This window comes from Natrinema sp. 74, from assembly GCF_046097095.1.
Taxonomy (GTDB): domain Archaea; phylum Halobacteriota; class Halobacteria; order Halobacteriales; family Natrialbaceae; genus Natrinema.
This window is the reverse complement of sequence record NZ_CP175699.1, coordinates 543,100-560,126: the sequence shown is the minus strand read 5'-3', so window position 1 is coordinate 560,126 and position 17,027 is coordinate 543,100. Positions and strand designations below refer to the sequence as shown.

Here is a 17,027-nt window from a genome sequence, read left to right as displayed (position 1 = left end):
CGGAGGGAAACGTTCATTAGGTACTATGTGGAAAGATTTGCCAGCCCGAACTATGGTATCCATTGACTGGCGCATACGGAGATTAGGCCAGACGGTATTCACGGTGTGGGCGGTCATCACGCTGTCTTTCGCCCTCGTGAGACTGATGCCTGGGAGTATCATGGGATCGATGGTCTCGCGATTGGCACGGCAGGGGTACAATCCCGCACAGATTCGAGAGCTCATCGACGCCCGGCTCACGATCGATCCGAATCGACCGATACCCCTCGCGTATATCGATTATGTCGTCAGTATGCTTCAGGGAAATCTCGGAGAGTCGGTATACTACGCGCGTCCCGTGACAGATGTCCTCGCCGAGGCGCTCCCGTGGACACTGTTCGTACTCAGTTGGGCCGTGTTCATCAGCTTCTTCCTCGGGATCGCCATCGGCGCACTGATGGCCTACTGGGAAGGAGGGAAGCTGGACATCGGACTGACGTCCTATGCCGTCATCGCCGGGTCGATTCCCTACTACGTGATGGCCATCCTGCTGTTGATCTTCCTCGCCTACCACGGACCGTTCCCGTCGGGCGGCCGCCAACCGGTCGGCGTCGATCCCGGGTTTACGTGGGCGTACATCACCGGTATCATCAACCACGCCGCATTACCGATTATCTCGATGCTCGTGGCGTCCGGGATCGCCTCGCTCGGCATGCGCGGGAACAGTATCCGCGTCCTCGGCGAGGACTATCTCCGCGTCGCGCGTCTCCGCGGCCTCTCTGACATCCGGATCTCGACGCAATACGTCGCTCGCAACGCCGTCCTTCCGATGTACACGACGTTCCTCATCAGTATCGGCGAGATGTTCGGCGGCTCCGTCGTCCTCGAGCAAGTGTTCCAGTACCGCGGACTGGGCTACTATCTATTCAGCGCGCTCAATCAGCGCGATTATCCGCTGATGATGGGTGGCTTCGTCATCATGACGGTCGCGATCGTCATCGCCCTGTTAATCGCCGATCTGACGTACTCGTTCGTTGACCCGCGAGCCGGAGGCCAGCACAATGAATCGTACTGAGAGCACGGATCCGGTTCGACACCGCCGATCCGGGACGGACACGATAGCAAAGCGATGCGGTTCGAACGCCACTCGAGACGATACCACGGACGATGACTGACGACACTACCGAACCCACGACCGACGGCGGAAGTACGATAGGCGACGCGTCCCCGTTCGACGTCGTCTCCGAGTACGAGGAGACGCGACGGGAGAGACTCGAGAAGTTGTACCGGTCGTACATATACACGCCCATTTCCATTGTCTGGACCGACTGGCGGGCGCGGATCGGCTTTACCATCGTCCTCACGTATCTCCTGATGGGGATCCTCGGCCCGGTGTTCGTTGAGCAAACTCACACCCTCGATGGGCCGGCCCTCATAACGCCCTTCCAGTCGTGGGAGTACCCGCTCGGTACCGACGACATGGGTAGGGACCTGCTGGCACAGACGATCTACTCCACGTCGAATATTCTGAAGATGGTCGCCGCTGGCGCGATATCGACCGTCGCCATCGGGACCATCGTCGGTTCCATCGCCGGCTACAAGGGCGGCATGACCGATACGGTACTCAGTTCGATTACCGACGTTTTCATCAACATTCCCGGCTTCCCGCTCGTGATGGTGCTGGGGCTGATGTTCGACGACGTCCTCCTCGGCAATCCGTGGGCGGTCGGCTTACTGTTGAGCGTCGCGGCCTGGGGTGGGCTCGCCCGCTCGATTCGGTCGCAGGTGCTCACCCTTCGCCAGGAGTCGTTCGTCGAGGCTTCGCGCTCGCTCGGGCTTCCGACGCGAACTATCGTGTTCAAAGACATCGTCCCGCATCTGATGCCGTTCATCGTCATCAACCTCACTAACTCGGGACGGCGGGTCATCTTCGAAGCCGTCGCACTGTACTACCTCGGGATTCTCCCCTTCCAAAACCTCAACTGGGGGAGCATCCTCAACCTCGCGTACAGCGCCCAGGCCCACACCCGAATGGCACTGATTCACTGGTTCCTCGTACCGATGGTCGCGATCGTCATCATCTCGATTGGCCTCATCTTGCTCGGGCAGTCCCTCGACCGGGTGTTCAACCCGCGCGTCAGGGCGCGCCACGAGAAGCCAGACGGTGAGGTCGACGACGAGGTCGACGACGTACCCAACGCAGGCGGTCAAACCGGAGGACTCTAACCATGGCTGATACCGAAACGACCTACGCACGCGGACTGAAACAGGACGACTCGATTCTGGAAATTCGGAACGCATCCGTCACGTTCGACATGGAGCGCGGGACGTCAAACGTGCTCGACGACGTGAGCTTGGACGTGCAACGAAACGAGATCTTCGGCGTCGTCGGCGAGAGCGGCAGCGGCAAATCGATGCTCGCGTCCGCCCTCCTCGACGCCGTCGTGGACCCCGGTGTGTTGCGGGGAAATATCACGTATCACCCGACGCCCGACACGGATGTCGACATCCTCGATCTGGACAAAGAAGAGCTGCGGGAATTCCGATGGGAGGAGATATCGATGGTATTCCAGGGAGCGATGAGTTCGTTCAACCCCGTTCGCCCCATCCGGACGCACTTCGTGGAGACCCTCGACGCCCACGACTACGACATCAAGGAGGGAATGGAGCGCGCTCACGACATTCTCCGGAACCTGTATTTAGATCCCGACCGGGTCCTCGACGCCTACGCCCACGAACTCTCTGGCGGCATGAAACAGCGCACGCTCATCGCGCTCTCGCTCGTCCTTGAGCCGAACGTGCTCGTGATGGACGAGCCGACGGCGGCGCTTGACCTCCTCATGCAGCGTTCGATCATCTCCCTCATCGAGGAGATACAAGAGGAGTACGACCTGTCGATCGTCTTCATCACGCACGACCTGCCGCTCGTCGCCGACATCGCCGACCGGATCGGTGTCCTCTATGCCTTCGAGTTCGCGGAGATCGGCGATACCGACGAGATCCTCAACCACGCGACGCACCCGTACACGCGGTTGCTGTTGAAGTCGACGCCGAACCTCGATTCGCCGATCGAGGCCATGCAACCGGTCGATGGAAGCGCACCCGATCCTGTCAACGTCCCGCAGGGCTGTTCGTTCCATCCGCGCTGCCCGCTGGCCACCGGCCAATGCGAGGCGCAGGATCCCGGCACCGACGAAGTCACCGAACGCCATCACGTCTACTGTCACCACTGGGAGCAGGCCGCCGACGAGATTCCGATGACCGACGAGGTCGACGACCTCGAGTCCGACTCGGTGGATCGCTTGAACTTCGGCGAAACGCGGTCAGAGCGAAACGCGAGCGACCCCAATACGGAACCCGTCGTCTCGATGGAGGACGTGGAGGTCTACTTCGAGCAAGAGAGCGACTTCTTCGACTTCTTCGCCGATCCGGACGTCGTCAAAGCCGTCGACGGTATCTCGCTCGACATCTACGAGCAAGACGTTGTCGTCCTCGTCGGCGAGTCCGGCTGCGGAAAGACCACGTTCGGAAAGGCGGGCGTCGGACTGCAGGAGGTGACCGGCGGGTCCGTGAAGTACCGCGGACACGACATCTGGGACGTCAAAGCCAACGGCGGCGACGGACTCTCATGGGGTGAGATCCGCAAGTCGCTCCAGATCGTTCACCAGGACCCCGGAAGCGCACTGAATCCCCACCGGCGCGTCAGAGCGAGCCTCGAGGCACCGCTGAAGCGCTGGAACGGCGAACTCGACGGCCACGACCGGAAACAGCGGATTCTCGGCCTGCTCGAGCACGTCGGAATGGCCCCACCAGAGGACTACATCGAACGCTATCCTCACCAGCTCAGCGGCGGGGAGCAACAGCGCGTCGCGCTCATCCGCGCGATGTTGATGAACCCGGACCTCATTCTCGCCGACGAGCCGGTAAGCGCCCTCGACGTGTCCCTGCGCGTCGAGATGATGGACCTGATGATCCAGCTCCAGGAGGAGTTCGACACGTCCTATCTGTTCATCAGTCACGACCTTTCGAACGCCCGCTACATCGCCGAGAAAACGGGCGGTCGGATCGGCGTCGTGTATCTGGGCAAGCTCGTCGAAATCGGGCCGCCCGAACAGATCATCCACGACCCCCAACACCCCTACACGAAAGCGCTCCGGTGGGCGACGCCGCAGTTGCACGCCGAGGGCGAGCGCACGGAGTCGCCGATCCGCGACATCGACATTCCGGATCCGACGGACCCACCGAGCGGTTGTCGGTACCACTCGCGCTGTCCGGAGGCCCGCAAGGTCTGTACGCAAGAAGCGCCGGCGTCGTTCGGCGCTTCGGAGGCGGCCTCGCACGAAGCAATGTGCTTCCGCGTGCACGAAGATCACGACTACTGGGATAGCGACCCCGTCGCCGACCTCGAGAGCGAAGAGAGCGAGGACGCGGCTGTCGAAAGCAGGTAACCCGTTGTTCCTTTTCGGACCGGCCGTCAGTTGACGGTCACATTTCCGTCGCCGAGTGGGCCGTCAGCGTTCGATCGGTTGGGCCAGCCCGCAGTAACGACTGGCCGAAGACGCGGTCGTCGGGCGGCGTTGCGATGCAGACGTGATTTTATATCGGTCGGCCACACACACGAACGTATGGAGACGTTCGAAAGCGATGACGGACACGTTATCGTGCGACTGGACCGCGGCGACCTCGCTCTTGAGTCCATCGAGGCCGCCTGCGAACGACACGCCGTCGATACCGGTGCGGTCGTGTCTGGCATCGGGACGTTCAGCAATTTAAATATCCACTACGTCGACCGGACGGACCTCCCGGCAGACCGGTCACAGCGAACCGTCGACCTCACGCTCGAGGGGGCGTGGGAGATTACCGACGTCGGCGGCGTCATCGCGGACGGCGACCCGCATCTCCACGTCACCGCGTTCGACGGTGAGCGGACGGTCGGCGGCCACCTCGAAGCGGGCTGTGCGGTGAACGTCCTCGGGGAGTTTGCCATTCGGTCGTTCGACGGGGTGTCGTTGACGCGGGAGGCCACCGAACACGGCGTTTCACGACTTACGCGACGATAGGCGCGATGCGGAGTCGGCGGAGAACGCGCCGATTCAGTTACGGCTCCACCAGAGGACCCCATATCCCACGAGCCCCGTAAGCACGAGGCCGGCTCCCCAGGCAGCGAACACCGCCGCCCAGATGCTCCAGAGCCCGCCGGCTGAAACGAGGACACCGGAGTCGAGGAAGCCACTAAGAAGGACGAAGAGGCCGCCTCCGATGGCGATTTTCAGCAGTACCGAGTCGCGTATGGCACCGCTGATCCCCTCCGGCGGCTCGTATACGGATTCGTTTGCCTCTGTACTCGCGTCCATGTCGGTCTCCGTCTCCGATCGTGTCGCTCCCATTATTTCTTGTTACAGGATACCACTATAAATCAGTTTGGCCGTCAACTCGAGCGGGCCGAATCAGGATCGAACGAGCCATCGACGCACGGAACCCGGCGAGCAACGACGGCCGCAGTAGGCGTAGCGACCGTCACCGAGCGGACGACTGCGAAACCGCGACTCGACGTCCGTTACTCTGGAGGGCTGTCCCACGTTTCCCCGTTGTCTTGCGGATCGTAGCCGATTCTCGCACGCGCGTGCTCGAGGTCGAACCACCGACGGAAGTTGTCGCTAACACCGTTGAAGATGCCAAACTCCACGTCGTTGTCGTCCAGACAACACTGAACCTGGTGGGCGAAGTCCCGACGGGACTGCCACATGGCCTTCATCCGAGCGACGGTGTGCTCGTACTCCTCGCTCCCGCGTTCGAACTCCCCATCGTCGACGCCTTTCTCGGCGTCTCCGTAGGGGTGGTCGTATTCCGGCAGCCGGACGCTACACACGCGAAGCGCGTAGAAACGCTTGGGGTACTCGTGTCGTTCGACGTAGTACCGCCCGAGATCCTCGCCGAAGGCCTTGGACGCGCCGTAGTAGGAGTCCGGTCGGACCGGATCCGTGTGATCTACGACGAGGTCGTGATCGGGGTAGTAGATCTCGGGGGTGTTATCGCGTTCGTACAGCCCCATCACGTGATTCGAGGAGATGAAGACGAACGACTCGAGTTCCTGCTTGCGGGCCGCCTCGAGCGCGTTGTACATTCCCACGACGTTCGGCTCGAAGACGTCGGCCCAGTCGCCGTCCGTGTAGGGGTAGGCCGCCATGTGGACCATCGCGTCCTGTCCCTCGGCGGCGGCCGTGAGCGCGTCCTCGTCCGCGATGTCCGCGACGACGGTATCGAGGTGCCCGTAGGGGTGCTCGTCGGGGCGGTCGGATCGATTGAAGTACGTAAAGTCGTACTCGGGGGCGTCGTGCAAGTGGTCGATAACTGCGGTCCCACACCGGCCGTACGCACCGGTCAGCAGAACGTTCATAGAAGGTAGTGTACTCCGAACGGTAAAATACTTTATTCGCGACGAAGCCTCGAGCACCGAACCGTTCCCGTTCGGCGCGGGCCGCGGCGACGAGACCGCTCGAGGGGGAGCCGTCCTGACGCGCGGGTGACAGCGTCGACCCGACGGCTACCGCTCTCCGATGCTGCCGTCGGCGCGGCGACCGACCGGCCGCTCGAACGCGAGAGCCGTCCCGTCGAACGCCTCGAGCGCCTCCTCGTCGACGTCGACGCCGAGTCCCGGTCCGGACGGAACGTCGAAGTAGCCGTCCGTGATGGCGAAGCATTCAGGATTCTCGACGTACCGGAACGCACCCTCGGTCGTGTGTAACACCTGCTCTTGAACGAGCGCGTTCGGCGCGACGGTATCGAGGTGCAACGAGGCGGCGACGGCGATCGGCCCCATCGGGCAGTGCGGGGCGAACGCTATATCGTGGGTCGCCGCCGCGTCCGCGATCTTCTTCGTCTCGGTGATACCGCCCGCACTCGAGACGTCCGGCTGGATGATGTCGACGCTCCCGGCTTCGAACAAGGGACGAACGTCCCAGCGAGAGTAGTACCGCTCACCGGTCGCCAGCGGCGCGGTCGTCACGTCGGCGAGTCGGCCGAGCGCGCGGTCGTGTTCCGGTGCCACCGGCTCCTCGACGAACATGGGCTCGAACTCGTCGACGGCGGCGGCGAGCCGTCGTGCCATCGGCCGCGACGCTCGGCCGTGGAAGTCGAGCGCGATGCCAATATCGGGGCCGACCGCCTCCCGGACGGCCCCGACGATATCGCGAGCGCGTCGGACGGCGGCAGCGTCGTCTACGGGTTCGACGCCCGCGACGGGCAGGAGTTTCAGCGCCGTGAACCCGTCGGCGACGTGTGTCTCCGCGTCTCGAGCGGCGGCCGCCGCCGGATCGTCGGCGTCGTGGGGCACCGAAACGTGCTGATAGGCGTGAATTCGATCGCGCGAGCGCCCGCCGAGTAGTTCGTACACCGGCAGTCCAGCCGCCTTGCCTTTCAGATCCCACAGCGCTTCGTCGATCCCCGCGATCGCACTCATATGGATGGGACCGCCCCGATAGAAGCTAGCGCGGTACATCGACTGCCAGCAGTCCTCGATGCGTGCAGGGTCGGCCCCGAGGACGTACTTCTGCATTAGCTGATCGACCGCGCTCCTCGTCGGCGTCGGACTGTCGTTGACGTGGTGCCACTTCGTGTACGGCTCGCCCCAGCCGACGAGACCGGTGTCCGTCTCCAGTTTCAGGAACTGCCAGCGAGGGGGCACCTCGTAGAACTCGTACTCGGTAACGCGCATTCGATACCCCTTCTCGTGTGAGAGCAATCAAACTGCCGACCGCCCCGATACGCGTCGCACATATCAGAGAACGGAAATGCACAAGAGGTAAGTGTGTTGCCATTGCCGATCAGAAACGATGAAGTTCGGAATATTCCCAATTGAAGGCGGCGAGACGTGGGACGGCGTCGTCGAGCAGTGTCAGATCGCGGAGGACGTCGGGTTCGAAACCTGCTGGGTCAACGACCACCAGGCGACCGAAGGTGACAACTACTGGCCCGCGCCGCTGACGCGCCTGACCAGTATCGCACAGGGCACCGAGGACCTCGAGCTCGTAACGAGTGTCATGATCCTCCCGCTGTACAAGCCTGTCGAGGTCGCCCAGCGTGCGGCGATGCTCGACAACATCTCCGGCGGTCGCCTGACGCTGGGCGTCGGCTTGGGCTACGTCGAGAAGGAGTTCGACGCCTTCGACGTCCCGATGGACGAGCGCGCGGGTCGGCTGATCGAGGGCGTTCAGTTCCTCACGGAGTTTTTCGAGTCCGAGGGACCCGTCTCCTACGATTGTCCGTTCTTCTCCGTCGAAGACTGGCAGCCGCTTCCGGATACGATCCAGCAGCCGCGACCCGAGGTCTGGATCGGCGGCTGGGGCGACAAGCAGATCAGCCGTTCCGTGACGTTCGCCGACGCGTGGGTGCCCGGCGTCGTCGCCGACCTCGCCACCGTCGAGGACCGCAAGGAACTCCAGCAAGAACGCGTCGCGGAGACCGACCAGAACTGGGCAGAGTTGTCTCATCCGCTGATGCGTGAGGCCGTTATCGCCGAGACCGAAGCAGAAGTCATGGAGCGCAAGGAGTACCTCCACACCACCTACCTCGACGAGTACGGCGGCGAGTTCTCCCACCCGCTGATGAACGCCGACAGCGTCGAGGACTTCGAGGCACTCGCCGACGACCGCTTCATCTACGGGACGCCCGACCAGATCATCGAGCAGATCGAGGCCATTCGGGAGCGGTTCCCCCTGAACGAACTCACACTGCGCTTTCACCACTCCGGGATGCCAAAGGACCTCGTCGAAGACCAGCTCCGCCTGTTCGGCGAGGAAGTCATCCCCGCGTTCGAGTAAGGCAGCCGCGACGGTCTGATAGGCGCGGCTTCTCGCGTTCGACGGCAGTAATCTCGCCCGCGACTCCCGACCGGGTACAGCTACTCCCGGCCGGGAACACCTCGAGACGAACGTCGGGCGGCGGCTACTCGTCGATCGACTCGATCGGTGCGACCTCGCCGTATACGGCCGTAGCGCCCTCGGCGGGTGCCGCCCACTCGACGGCGTTTCGAACGACCGTCCGTACCTCGTCCTGGTGAAAAATGGGATACGCTTCGTGGCCGGGGCGGAACGCGAAAATCCGCCCGCGACCGCGACGATAGCAGATGCCCGAGCGAAACACCTCGCCGCCCTCGAACCACGAGATGAACACGGTCCGGTCGGGTTCGGGAACGTCGTAGGGCTCGCCGTACATCTCGGTCGACGGGATTTCGAAGCTCTCCTCGAGGCCGTCGGCGATCGGATGGCCGGGATCGGCGACCCACACGCGTTCGGTCTCGCCGCCGTGGCGGTACTTGATGTCGCAGGTCGTTCCCATCAGCCGCGTAAACGGCTTGGCGTTTTTCCCGGAGTGGATCGGCACGAACCCCATTCCCTCGTGGACGCGCTCGACGACGCGGTCGGCGACCTCGTCGGCCACCTCGTCGTTCGCGCAGTGAGACCACCACAGGAGGACGTCGGTGTTCGCCAGCACTTCTTCGGTGAGGCCGTGTTCTGGTTCCTGAAGCGTCGCCGTCCGAACCGTTCGCTCTTCGCCGTCTACCGCGTCCGCGATCGCGCCGTGGATCCCGTCGGGGTATCGTTCGGCGACGGCCGGCTCTTCTCGTTCGTGGACGTTCTCGTTCCAGACCGTGACCTGTAACGCCATGTCCGATTCGTTTCCGGCATCCGGGATAAGTCCTTGTCCTCGAGACGGCGGTTACCGTCGCTCCAGACGACGTCGCGGGTTCCACCCGCTGAGGACGTGTGCTCTCGTGTACGCTGTAGCCTCCGTCTCGCTGAGCTGGTGGCTCCAGTCTACGCGCTGATCGGGCGTGTATCCCGGGCCGCTGTTGTCGTGTTCCGCGAAGAACGCCGTCTTCGTCTTGTCACCGTGTTCTGGTTCGTCCCACGGCTCCCAGCCTCTCGGTCGGATGTGATCGCCGAGTTCGCAGTCGATGTAGACGGTTTGTCCGTACGGTTCCCACGGTCGACCGAGGTAGACGGACTCGTGTGGCGCGTCGCCGACCACGTCGCAGTCCGCGAACACGAACCCGTGCTCTACGTCTGCCGGCTGTGCGGGTGCTGCGATGAACCCTTCGCCCTTGCAGTAAATCTCGCAGTCCTCGAAGAAGGCCGTCGCACGACCGAAGATGAAGTCCACGTCGCCTTCGACGTAGCAGTCCCTGAAGTATTGGCGCGTCCTGCGCCCGAAGTTATAGAGGGTGTCCTGATTGCCGAGGAAACGGCAGTTGTCGAAGGCGACCCGGTCAGCGTCGATGCGGATCGCGACGGCCTGTGCGACGGGTTCGGCGGCGTTCTCGAAGGTGACGTTCCTCGCGGTGAAGTCGTCACCCCAGACGAAGAAACTTGACGAGCCACTCGTTCCGATCTCTTCGCCGTCGTCGCCGATCTTGTCGGCGTGGTCGTCGTACGTCAGCACCGTGTTCTCGGCGCTCTCACCGATGAACGTCACGTTGGGTCGGTCGGCGGGGAGCTCTAACTTCTCCTTGTAGCGGCCGTCCCTGATGTACACCCGCGTCTCGTCGGACGTGTTCGGCTGTACCGCGTCGATGGCGGCTTGGACGGTCTCGTAGTCGCCGCTGCCGTCCCGCGCGACGACGATGTCGTAGTCGTCGTCTTCGTGACAGCCGTCCTCCGCTCCGTCTTCCTCGTCGTTTCGGCTCTCTGGGCTCGGCCCTGCCGTATTCGTCGACTCGTTCGATGGTGGGTCCGCCTTACCATCGCCGCTATAGCCGGCTGTCGTACCGAGCAGTCCCGCCCCTGTGAAGGCGACCATTCGTCTGCGTGATACCGTCGGTCGGCTCTCTCGAGCATCGCTGTCGACCATGGACTTCGTTACCACATGCGTATTGTTAACTTTTAGTATAGAGGAAGCTCACGGCCGGCCTCATCGTCCGCTGGCGGCCCGGTTGTCTCGTCGTTGAGCGCTACGGGCGGCGCATCGACGCGTCGAGTCGCGCTCGGAGACCGGTGGGCACGCGAGGAGCCAGCCGAATTCGTCGCGCCGTCAAACGCGGCCGATAAAACGGCGAGAGAAGGGTTACAGGCGGTCCAAGTCGCTGAGGATATTGCGTAATTCCGTGCGCTCCTCGGGGCTGATCTGCTCCTGTGGCGGGAGCACCGTCTCGTGTTCGAAGACGCCCTGCATCTTCAGTGCGGCCTTGACGCGGACGCGGTAGCGCCCCTCTGGTTCGCCGAAGATGTGGTTTGTAAGTGGGAGGAGTCGTTCCCGAATTTCGCGGGCTCGCTCGAGGTCGCCGTCGTGGACGGCGCGGAGTTTCTCGACGTGGAGGTCGGGCACGAGGTTCGCGTAGCCGATGAGCCCCGTTTCGGCACCGAGCTGGTATGCATGCAACAGGAAGGTGTCGTTGCCCGTCATGATGGTACAGTCATCGCGCAGGTCGTCGACCGCCCGTATCGTTCGATCGTAGCGAATCGGGTCGAAGGAGGCCTCCTTGAACCCGATGACGTGCGGGAGGTTACAGATCTCGACGTGGGCGCTGATCGGTAGTCCGGGGCTCCCCCAGGTGGGGAACTGGAAGTTGATGAGCGGGATATCGACCGTCTCGCCGACGTACTTGAAGTGATTGATCGGTTCGTCGGGGAGTTGGTGGGCGTAGACGTCGAGGGGGAGCAACATCACGCCGTCCGCGCCGGCGTCTTTCGCCGTCTGGGCCAGTTTGGCCGCCTCGATGGAGCTCTCGCCGTACACGCCCGCAAACACCGGAGTGTCGCCGGCGGCCTCGACGTGGGTCTCGACGACCTCGCGGTACGTCTCATCGTCCAACATCTTCGTCTCGCCGGTGTGGGCGTTGGCAACGACGGCCTCGATGCCGTCGACCGCGACGAGGTCCTCGACGTGCCTTTGCAGATCGCTTGTTACTAGCTCGTAGTCGTCCGGACTCCACGGGTTCGCCGTCGCTGGAATGATACCGCCGGAGATGCGCTCCTTGAGGTCACGAAACTCGTCTTTGAGCATGTGGCAGTAGCTTTCACGGTACCGGTCATAAAAGTTACCGCTCTTCCCCACTCTCTTCGGTTGTGCGTGATCCCGCGTTCGTGTCCGACATCGCCGGAACGAGAACCGAGATCGCCGCTCGAGGAGGCGAGACAGAGAGGTCCGGGAGAGCGATGCCTCTGTCGAGGCGCGAGAGCGATCGCGTCAGTCGACGAGCCGGTCGATGTTATCGTCGAGCGCGGCGTAGATCTCCTCGGCAGACGCCTCCTCTTCGGGTTCGAGCGGGCGGATCGGAGCGCGGACGCTGCCGCCGTGGAGCCCCGCTAGCTCGAGTCCTTTCTTCACCGCGGGAACGCTGATGGCACCGGGGATGGCGTTATCCTGTCCGGTCTCGTCGCGCAGTTTCTGGTAGGGCAGGCAGATATCGCGGAGTTTGCGGGCCCGCTCCCAGTTTTCCGCCGTGAGCGCGTCGAATAACTCGAGGCCGATCTCGGGCCGGAAGTTGGAGACGCCCGCGGAGAAGCCCTCGATTCCCTCCGCCCAGTAGGACACTGCGAAGGGTTCGGCGAGTCCGTCGACCCACACGACGTCGTCAGCACCGGCGGACACGCCCTCGCCGAGTTTGACCGGATCCTTCAGCGCGTATTTGATGCCGACGATTCCGTCGATATGCGTCAGATCCTTCAGATAGTCGATCGAGGGGTCGAACCCGCGGACGTACGGTACGAGTGGCGTCTCCGTGGCTGCGTCGAGTTTCCGATAGTAGTCGAGAAGCGCCCGCTCGTGGACGTAGGTGTGATCCGGCGGCATGATCATCATCGCGTCGACGTCGATCTCGTCGTAGGCCTCGATGAGTTCGACGGCGTCCTTCGTAGACCCGCCGACGCCCGCGAGAACGCAGGCGTCGTCCGGGAGCGCCTCGATGCTCGTCGCGGCCACGTCGATCCGTTCCTGCTGGGAGAGCGAGTGGTATTCGCTGATGTTCGCGGTCGCGAGGAACGTTCGAATACCCGAATCGTAGAGAGACTCGGCGTTCTCGGCGAGTTTCGAATGTTCGATCGCACCGTCATCGTCGAACGGTGTTAGCAACCCGGCTGCGACGTCGCGCAGGTGGTCTTTCACCTGCTCGGGGGGATGCGACATAGAGGTATGATCCGCAGCAATGCTGATAAATCCACCGTCCGTGCCGTGTGATCGTGTATATCCCTCGCCCGACGGACGGCCGCTCTCGGCCGCTATCGTTCGAACGTCGCCGCATCGATGCGCTCGTAGCACTCCTCGACGCGGCGCTGAGCGGCCGGCGAGAGCGATCGAAGCGGTGGCCGCACCGGACCGCCGGCGGCCCCGGCCAGTTCCTGTCCGTACTTGACGACCGGGACGTTGTTCCCGGCCGGAAGCGTGTTCCCCAGCCCGGGCGCTGCACGGAGGTCCTCCAGTGGCCGGAGGAGCCGCCGGATTTCGCGAGCACGCTCGAACTCTCCCGCCTCGAGGGCGTCGAACAGCGCGAGCGTCGCCTCGGGGACGAAGTTCCCGATGCCGGTGGTGTACCCCGTCGCACCCTCGATGGCGAACGGGAGGGCATACCGTTCTGCAATCCCGTTTACCCACGTCACGTCGGCTGGTCCGTCTTCGACGGTCTGGGCAAACTCCCGAACGTCGTCGACTGCAAACTTCACGGCGACGACCTCCTCGCGAGCGGCGAGCTCGAGCAATACGTCGCGGGTGATCTCGGGGCTGCGCTTGTAAATGACGACGCCGATATCGACTTGGGCACAGATTTCGCGGTAGTAGTCGGCGAGTGCTGACTCGTTGATGTACGTGTGAGTCGGGTGCATCACCATCACCGCGTCCGCACCGGCGTCCTCGTAGGCCGCCGCCAACGACGTCACTTCGCCGATGCTCCCACCTGCCCCGGCGACGACGACCGCGTCGTCACCGGTTGCCTCGACGTGGGTCTCGACGATCGAAATCCGTTCCGAATCGGTGAGCGCGTCGTACTCGCCGGTGTTCCCACAGGGAACGAACAGCCGCGCGCCGGCGTCGTACAGGTCGGCGAGGTTCGCGGCGAGTGCGTCGTGGCGCACGGTCTCGGCGTCCTCGCTGAACGGTACGGCGGTCGTAAACGCGACGTCCTCGAACCGATTGCGGAGAACTGCTGACTCCATCGTCAGACGACACGAGGGCCGGGTTCAAAACGGTACCGCGCCGGCAGTAACTCGGTCGGTCGCGTTCCGTGGTTCGCAGGGCCGTGCCACCCCAACACAAGATATTTCCGGCGGTCGGTCGCTTCTCGGTGTATGGAGATTACCAAACTGAGCGTGATCCCTATCGCGTACTCGCTCCCCGACGGCGACGGCGTCGGCGACGCCCGCGGCTTCGGCCACGAGCGCGAGACGACGCTCGTCCGCATCACAACCGACGACGGGACCGTCGGCTGGGGCGAGGCGTTCGCGCCCGGCTCTATCGTCGAGGCGACGGTCGACGAACTGTTCCGCGACGACGTCCTCGGCATGGACCCCTTCGACGCGCCGTCGCTCGCGGAGCGATCCTACACCGACCCGTATCACTTCGGTGGAAGCGTGTTCGTCCAGAGCGCGCTGAGCGCGATCGACGTCGCCTGCTGGGACATCGTCGGACAAACCGTCGGGCGGCCCGTCTATCGGTTGCTCGGCGGCACCGAGCGGGACTCGTTACTGCCCTACGCCTCGACGATGTACTACACCGAACGAGACCGCCCCATCGAAGAGCCGATCGAGGTGGCCGTCGCGGAAGGGTTCACCGCCGCGAAGATAAAGATCGGGACCGGTACCGAGGCGGACCGCGAGCGCGTCCGGGTCGCTCGGAACATCCTCGGCGACGACGCCCGCCTGATGGTCGACATGAACGGGAACTACCGACCCCGACAGGCCATCGAGACTGCGAAAGCGATCGCGGACTACGACATCACGTGGATCGAGGAACCGGTTCCCCCGGAGAATCGCTCCGGCTACCGCGAGATCAAACAGCGGATCGACACGCCGCTGGCGGCCGGCGAGGCCCACTACGGCCGCTTCGAATTCAAACGGCTCATCGACGACCGCACCGTCGACGTCGTCCAGCCGAACCTCGCGCGCTGTGGCGGCCTCTCGGAGGCCCGCGTGATCGCCGACATGGCGACCACTGAGAACGTCGCCGTCCGCCCCCACATCTGGAACAGCGCGATCGGGCTGGCGGCCGCCGTCCAGTTCGCGGCCAGCGTCTCCGAGTATCCCCACACGCGGAACGTCCCCGACCCGATGATGGTCGAGTTCGACCGGAGCCCCAACCCGCTTCGCGACGACCTCCTCGAGTCCCCGTTCGATCCCTCGGGGGGCTCCCTCGACGTCCCGCAGGAACCCGGACTCGGCATCGAGATCGACGCGGACGCGCTCGAAACGTACCGGACGGACCGCTGAGGGCGGGTCTCAGGAAACGAGTCGTTCGGCGACGGCGCGAAGAACGCGACCCGACGCCGACGGAACCGTCCTCCTCACGACGGACCGATATCGGTCGATACCTGACGTTTAACAGCCGCCGCCTCCCAGTACCGCTATGGCGTTTCTCGACGAGGAGTATCTCCTCGAGTCGGCATCGGCAAAGCGGCTGTACGACGAGATCCGCGATCTGCCGATCCTCGATCCGCACAGTCACGTCGATGTTGCGGCGATCGCCGCCAACGAGGGGTGGAGCGACATCTGGGAAGTCGAAGGCGCGACCGATCACTACGTCTGGGAACTGATGCGCAAGCGCGGCGTCGACGAGGAGCTGATCACCGGCTCGGCGAGCAACCGTGAAAAGTGGCTGGCGCTCGCCGATGTAGTCCCCGAATTCGCGGGCAACCCAGTCTACGAATGGATCCACCTCGACCTGAAGCGTCGGTTCGGCATCGAACGGCCGATTTCGTCCGAGACGGCCGAAGAGATCTGGACGGAGACGAAAGCACAACTCGACGACGCTTCGATGCGCCAGCAGACGCTCCTCGAGGAGATGAACGTCGACGTCGTCTCGAGTACGGACGATCCGACATCGACGCTCGAACACCACCGCCGGCTCGCCGAAACGGACGACACCGTCACGGTTCGGCCGACGTGGCGGCCGGACGCAGCGATGTCGATCGAGGCCGCGGACTGGCGCGAGTACGTCGCCGAACTCGGTTCCGCCACCGGAACGAGTACGGACGACCTGACTGGCTTTCTCACGGCTCTCGAAGTTAGCCACGAGTACTTCGACGAACACGGCTGTAACGCCAGCGATCACGGCCTCCGCGAAGTCGCCACCGGACCAGTCAGCGAGCGCCGCGCCGCCGACGTGTATCGACGCGCGTACGCCGGCGAGGCGATCTCACCGGCCGACGCGACCGACTTCAAGGCGTTCGTCCTCGAGCGCGTCGGCGAACTCAACAGCGAGACGGGGTGGGTCACCCAGCTCCACATGGGGGCCGTCCGGGACTACCGGCGGTCGCTGTACGAGGAGCTCGGTGCCGACGCCGGCGGTGACGTGTCGACCCAGTCGATCGACCTCACGGCGACCCTGGATTACGTTCTCGATCGATTCGACGGCGAGTTCGACACCGTCCTCTACACCGTCGATCCGACGCACTATCCGACGCTTGCGACGCTGGCTCGAGCGTATCCCGACGTGAGCGTCGGTGCGGCGTGGTGGTTCAACGACAGTCCCTACGGGATGCAGACGCAACTCGAATACGTCGGTAGCGTCGATCTGCTGTCGAACTACGGCGGAATGGTAAGCGATTCGCGAAAACTCGTCTCTCTGGAGTCGCGCTTCGAACTGTTCCGTCGGTCGCTCGCGAACGCGGTTGGTGCGATGGTCGAGCGTGGCCAACTGCCATACAGCGCCGCCTCCGAGTTGGTCGAGCGGGTCGCATACGACCGTCCGCGCGAGCTCTGGGACATCTGACGGCGTTGCCTGCCGACGCTCGACATAAGACCCGCGGACGAAAGGAAGGGACCGTCCCGTGCCGGTCTGCGCTACTGACTCTCCAGCGAACTGCTCGCCGCCGTTCGTGACGTTGCCACCACGGCTGAGCCGGA

The 17,027-nt window shown here is 63.7% G+C and carries 15 protein-coding genes; 7 read left to right on the top strand and 8 right to left on the bottom strand.

Features of this window, described 5'->3' with window-relative positions; genetic code table 11:
- Nucleotides 1-52: 52 nt before the first annotated feature.
- The 4 genes from ACJ70B_RS20465 (at nt 53) to ACJ70B_RS20450 (ending at nt 5,039) form a co-directional block, all read left to right on the top strand.
- Nucleotides 53-1,054, top strand: a complete 1,002-nt coding sequence (locus tag ACJ70B_RS20465; RefSeq protein WP_408960283.1) for an ABC transporter permease — start codon at nt 53-55, stop codon at nt 1,052-1,054.
- Between the two features lie 92 nt (nt 1,055-1,146).
- Nucleotides 1,147-2,205, top strand: coding sequence for an ABC transporter permease (locus ACJ70B_RS20460; RefSeq protein ID WP_408960282.1), 1,059 nt, complete (start codon nt 1,147-1,149; stop codon nt 2,203-2,205).
- A 2-nt stretch (nt 2,206-2,207) separates the two neighbouring features.
- Nucleotides 2,208-4,427 carry an ABC transporter ATP-binding protein gene (locus ACJ70B_RS20455; protein ID WP_408960281.1) on the top strand — a complete coding sequence of 740 codons (2,220 nt, stop codon included), beginning with the start codon at nt 2,208-2,210 and terminating at the stop codon, nt 4,425-4,427.
- A gap of 177 nt (nt 4,428-4,604) precedes the next feature.
- Nucleotides 4,605-5,039, top strand: coding sequence for a PPC domain-containing DNA-binding protein (locus ACJ70B_RS20450; RefSeq protein ID WP_408960280.1), 435 nt, complete (start codon nt 4,605-4,607; stop codon nt 5,037-5,039).
- Between the two features lie 33 nt (nt 5,040-5,072).
- Here ACJ70B_RS20450 and ACJ70B_RS20445 read toward each other — a convergent pair whose 3' ends face one another.
- The 3 genes from ACJ70B_RS20445 to dgoD form a co-directional block, all read right to left on the bottom strand.
- Nucleotides 5,073-5,366, bottom strand: coding sequence for a hypothetical protein (locus ACJ70B_RS20445; RefSeq protein WP_408960279.1), 294 nt, complete (start codon nt 5,364-5,366; stop codon nt 5,073-5,075).
- A gap of 170 nt (nt 5,367-5,536) precedes the next feature.
- Nucleotides 5,537-6,376 carry an NAD-dependent epimerase/dehydratase family protein gene (locus tag ACJ70B_RS20440; RefSeq protein WP_408960278.1) on the bottom strand — a complete coding sequence of 280 codons (840 nt, stop codon included), beginning with the start codon at nt 6,374-6,376 and terminating at the stop codon, nt 5,537-5,539.
- A gap of 147 nt (nt 6,377-6,523) precedes the next feature.
- Nucleotides 6,524-7,693, bottom strand: a complete 1,170-nt coding sequence (gene dgoD / locus ACJ70B_RS20435; RefSeq protein ID WP_408960277.1) for a galactonate dehydratase — start codon at nt 7,691-7,693, stop codon at nt 6,524-6,526.
- Nucleotides 7,694-7,811: 118 nt separating this feature from the next.
- On the opposite strand from dgoD, the gene ACJ70B_RS20430 reads away from it, so the two are divergent.
- Nucleotides 7,812-8,798 (top strand): LLM class flavin-dependent oxidoreductase, encoded by a 987-nt coding sequence (locus ACJ70B_RS20430; RefSeq protein WP_408960276.1) that lies wholly within the window; start codon nt 7,812-7,814, stop codon nt 8,796-8,798.
- A 124-nt stretch (nt 8,799-8,922) separates the two neighbouring features.
- On the opposite strand, the gene ACJ70B_RS20425 is transcribed toward ACJ70B_RS20430, so the two are convergent.
- The 5 genes from ACJ70B_RS20425 to ACJ70B_RS20405 all read right to left on the bottom strand — a co-directional run bounded on the left by ACJ70B_RS20425 (nt 8,923) and on the right by ACJ70B_RS20405 (nt 14,123).
- Nucleotides 8,923-9,645, bottom strand: coding sequence for a ThuA domain-containing protein (locus tag ACJ70B_RS20425; protein WP_408960275.1), 723 nt, complete (start codon nt 9,643-9,645; stop codon nt 8,923-8,925).
- Between the two features lie 51 nt (nt 9,646-9,696).
- Nucleotides 9,697-10,827 carry a pectinesterase family protein gene (locus ACJ70B_RS20420; RefSeq protein ID WP_408960274.1) on the bottom strand — a complete coding sequence of 377 codons (1,131 nt, stop codon included), beginning with the start codon at nt 10,825-10,827 and terminating at the stop codon, nt 9,697-9,699.
- A 213-nt stretch (nt 10,828-11,040) separates the two neighbouring features.
- Entirely contained in the window at nt 11,041-11,979 is a 939-nt protein-coding gene (locus tag ACJ70B_RS20415; protein WP_408960273.1) for a dihydrodipicolinate synthase family protein, read from the bottom strand.
- A gap of 183 nt (nt 11,980-12,162) precedes the next feature.
- The gene (locus ACJ70B_RS20410; protein WP_408960272.1) at nt 12,163-13,101 is read right to left on the bottom strand and encodes a dihydrodipicolinate synthase family protein; all 939 of its coding nucleotides are present in this window, start codon (nt 13,099-13,101) and stop codon (nt 12,163-12,165) included.
- Nucleotides 13,102-13,193: 92 nt separating this feature from the next.
- Nucleotides 13,194-14,123, bottom strand: a complete 930-nt coding sequence (locus ACJ70B_RS20405; protein ID WP_408960271.1) for a dihydrodipicolinate synthase family protein — start codon at nt 14,121-14,123, stop codon at nt 13,194-13,196.
- A gap of 132 nt (nt 14,124-14,255) precedes the next feature.
- Here ACJ70B_RS20405 and ACJ70B_RS20400 point away from each other — a divergent pair, with 132 nt between their 5' ends.
- Nucleotides 14,256-15,392 carry a mandelate racemase/muconate lactonizing enzyme family protein gene (locus tag ACJ70B_RS20400; protein ID WP_408960270.1) on the top strand — a complete coding sequence of 379 codons (1,137 nt, stop codon included), beginning with the start codon at nt 14,256-14,258 and terminating at the stop codon, nt 15,390-15,392.
- Nucleotides 15,393-15,528: 136 nt separating this feature from the next.
- Entirely contained in the window at nt 15,529-16,893 is a 1,365-nt protein-coding gene (gene uxaC, locus ACJ70B_RS20395) for a glucuronate isomerase (RefSeq protein WP_408960269.1), read from the top strand.
- Nucleotides 16,894-17,027: the final 134 nt, after the last annotated feature.

Excerpts from the sequence above, each read along its gene's own strand:
- ACJ70B_RS20400 (WP_408960270.1), top strand. The coding sequence starts at position 14,256 with ATGGAGATTACCAAACTGAGCGTGATCCCTATCGCGTACTCGCTCCCC.
- ACJ70B_RS20405 (WP_408960271.1), bottom strand. The coding sequence starts at position 14,123 with ATGGAGTCAGCAGTTCTCCGCAATCGGTTCGAGGACGTCGCGTTTACG.
- ACJ70B_RS20460 (WP_408960282.1), top strand. The coding sequence starts at position 1,147 with ATGACTGACGACACTACCGAACCCACGACCGACGGCGGAAGTACGATA.
- dgoD (WP_408960277.1), bottom strand. The coding sequence starts at position 7,693 with ATGCGCGTTACCGAGTACGAGTTCTACGAGGTGCCCCCTCGCTGGCAG.
- ACJ70B_RS20415 (WP_408960273.1), bottom strand. The coding sequence starts at position 11,979 with ATGCTCAAAGACGAGTTTCGTGACCTCAAGGAGCGCATCTCCGGCGGT.
- ACJ70B_RS20455 (WP_408960281.1), top strand. The coding sequence starts at position 2,208 with ATGGCTGATACCGAAACGACCTACGCACGCGGACTGAAACAGGACGAC.
- ACJ70B_RS20445 (WP_408960279.1), bottom strand. The coding sequence starts at position 5,366 with ATGGGAGCGACACGATCGGAGACGGAGACCGACATGGACGCGAGTACA.
- uxaC (WP_408960269.1), top strand. The coding sequence starts at position 15,529 with ATGGCGTTTCTCGACGAGGAGTATCTCCTCGAGTCGGCATCGGCAAAG.
- ACJ70B_RS20450 (WP_408960280.1), top strand. The coding sequence starts at position 4,605 with ATGGAGACGTTCGAAAGCGATGACGGACACGTTATCGTGCGACTGGAC.
- ACJ70B_RS20430 (WP_408960276.1), top strand. The coding sequence starts at position 7,812 with ATGAAGTTCGGAATATTCCCAATTGAAGGCGGCGAGACGTGGGACGGC.
- ACJ70B_RS20465 (WP_408960283.1), top strand. The coding sequence starts at position 53 with ATGGTATCCATTGACTGGCGCATACGGAGATTAGGCCAGACGGTATTC.
- ACJ70B_RS20420 (WP_408960274.1), bottom strand. The coding sequence starts at position 10,827 with ATGGTCGACAGCGATGCTCGAGAGAGCCGACCGACGGTATCACGCAGA.
- ACJ70B_RS20440 (WP_408960278.1), bottom strand. The coding sequence starts at position 6,376 with ATGAACGTTCTGCTGACCGGTGCGTACGGCCGGTGTGGGACCGCAGTT.
- ACJ70B_RS20425 (WP_408960275.1), bottom strand. The coding sequence starts at position 9,645 with ATGGCGTTACAGGTCACGGTCTGGAACGAGAACGTCCACGAACGAGAA.
- ACJ70B_RS20410 (WP_408960272.1), bottom strand. The coding sequence starts at position 13,101 with ATGTCGCATCCCCCCGAGCAGGTGAAAGACCACCTGCGCGACGTCGCA.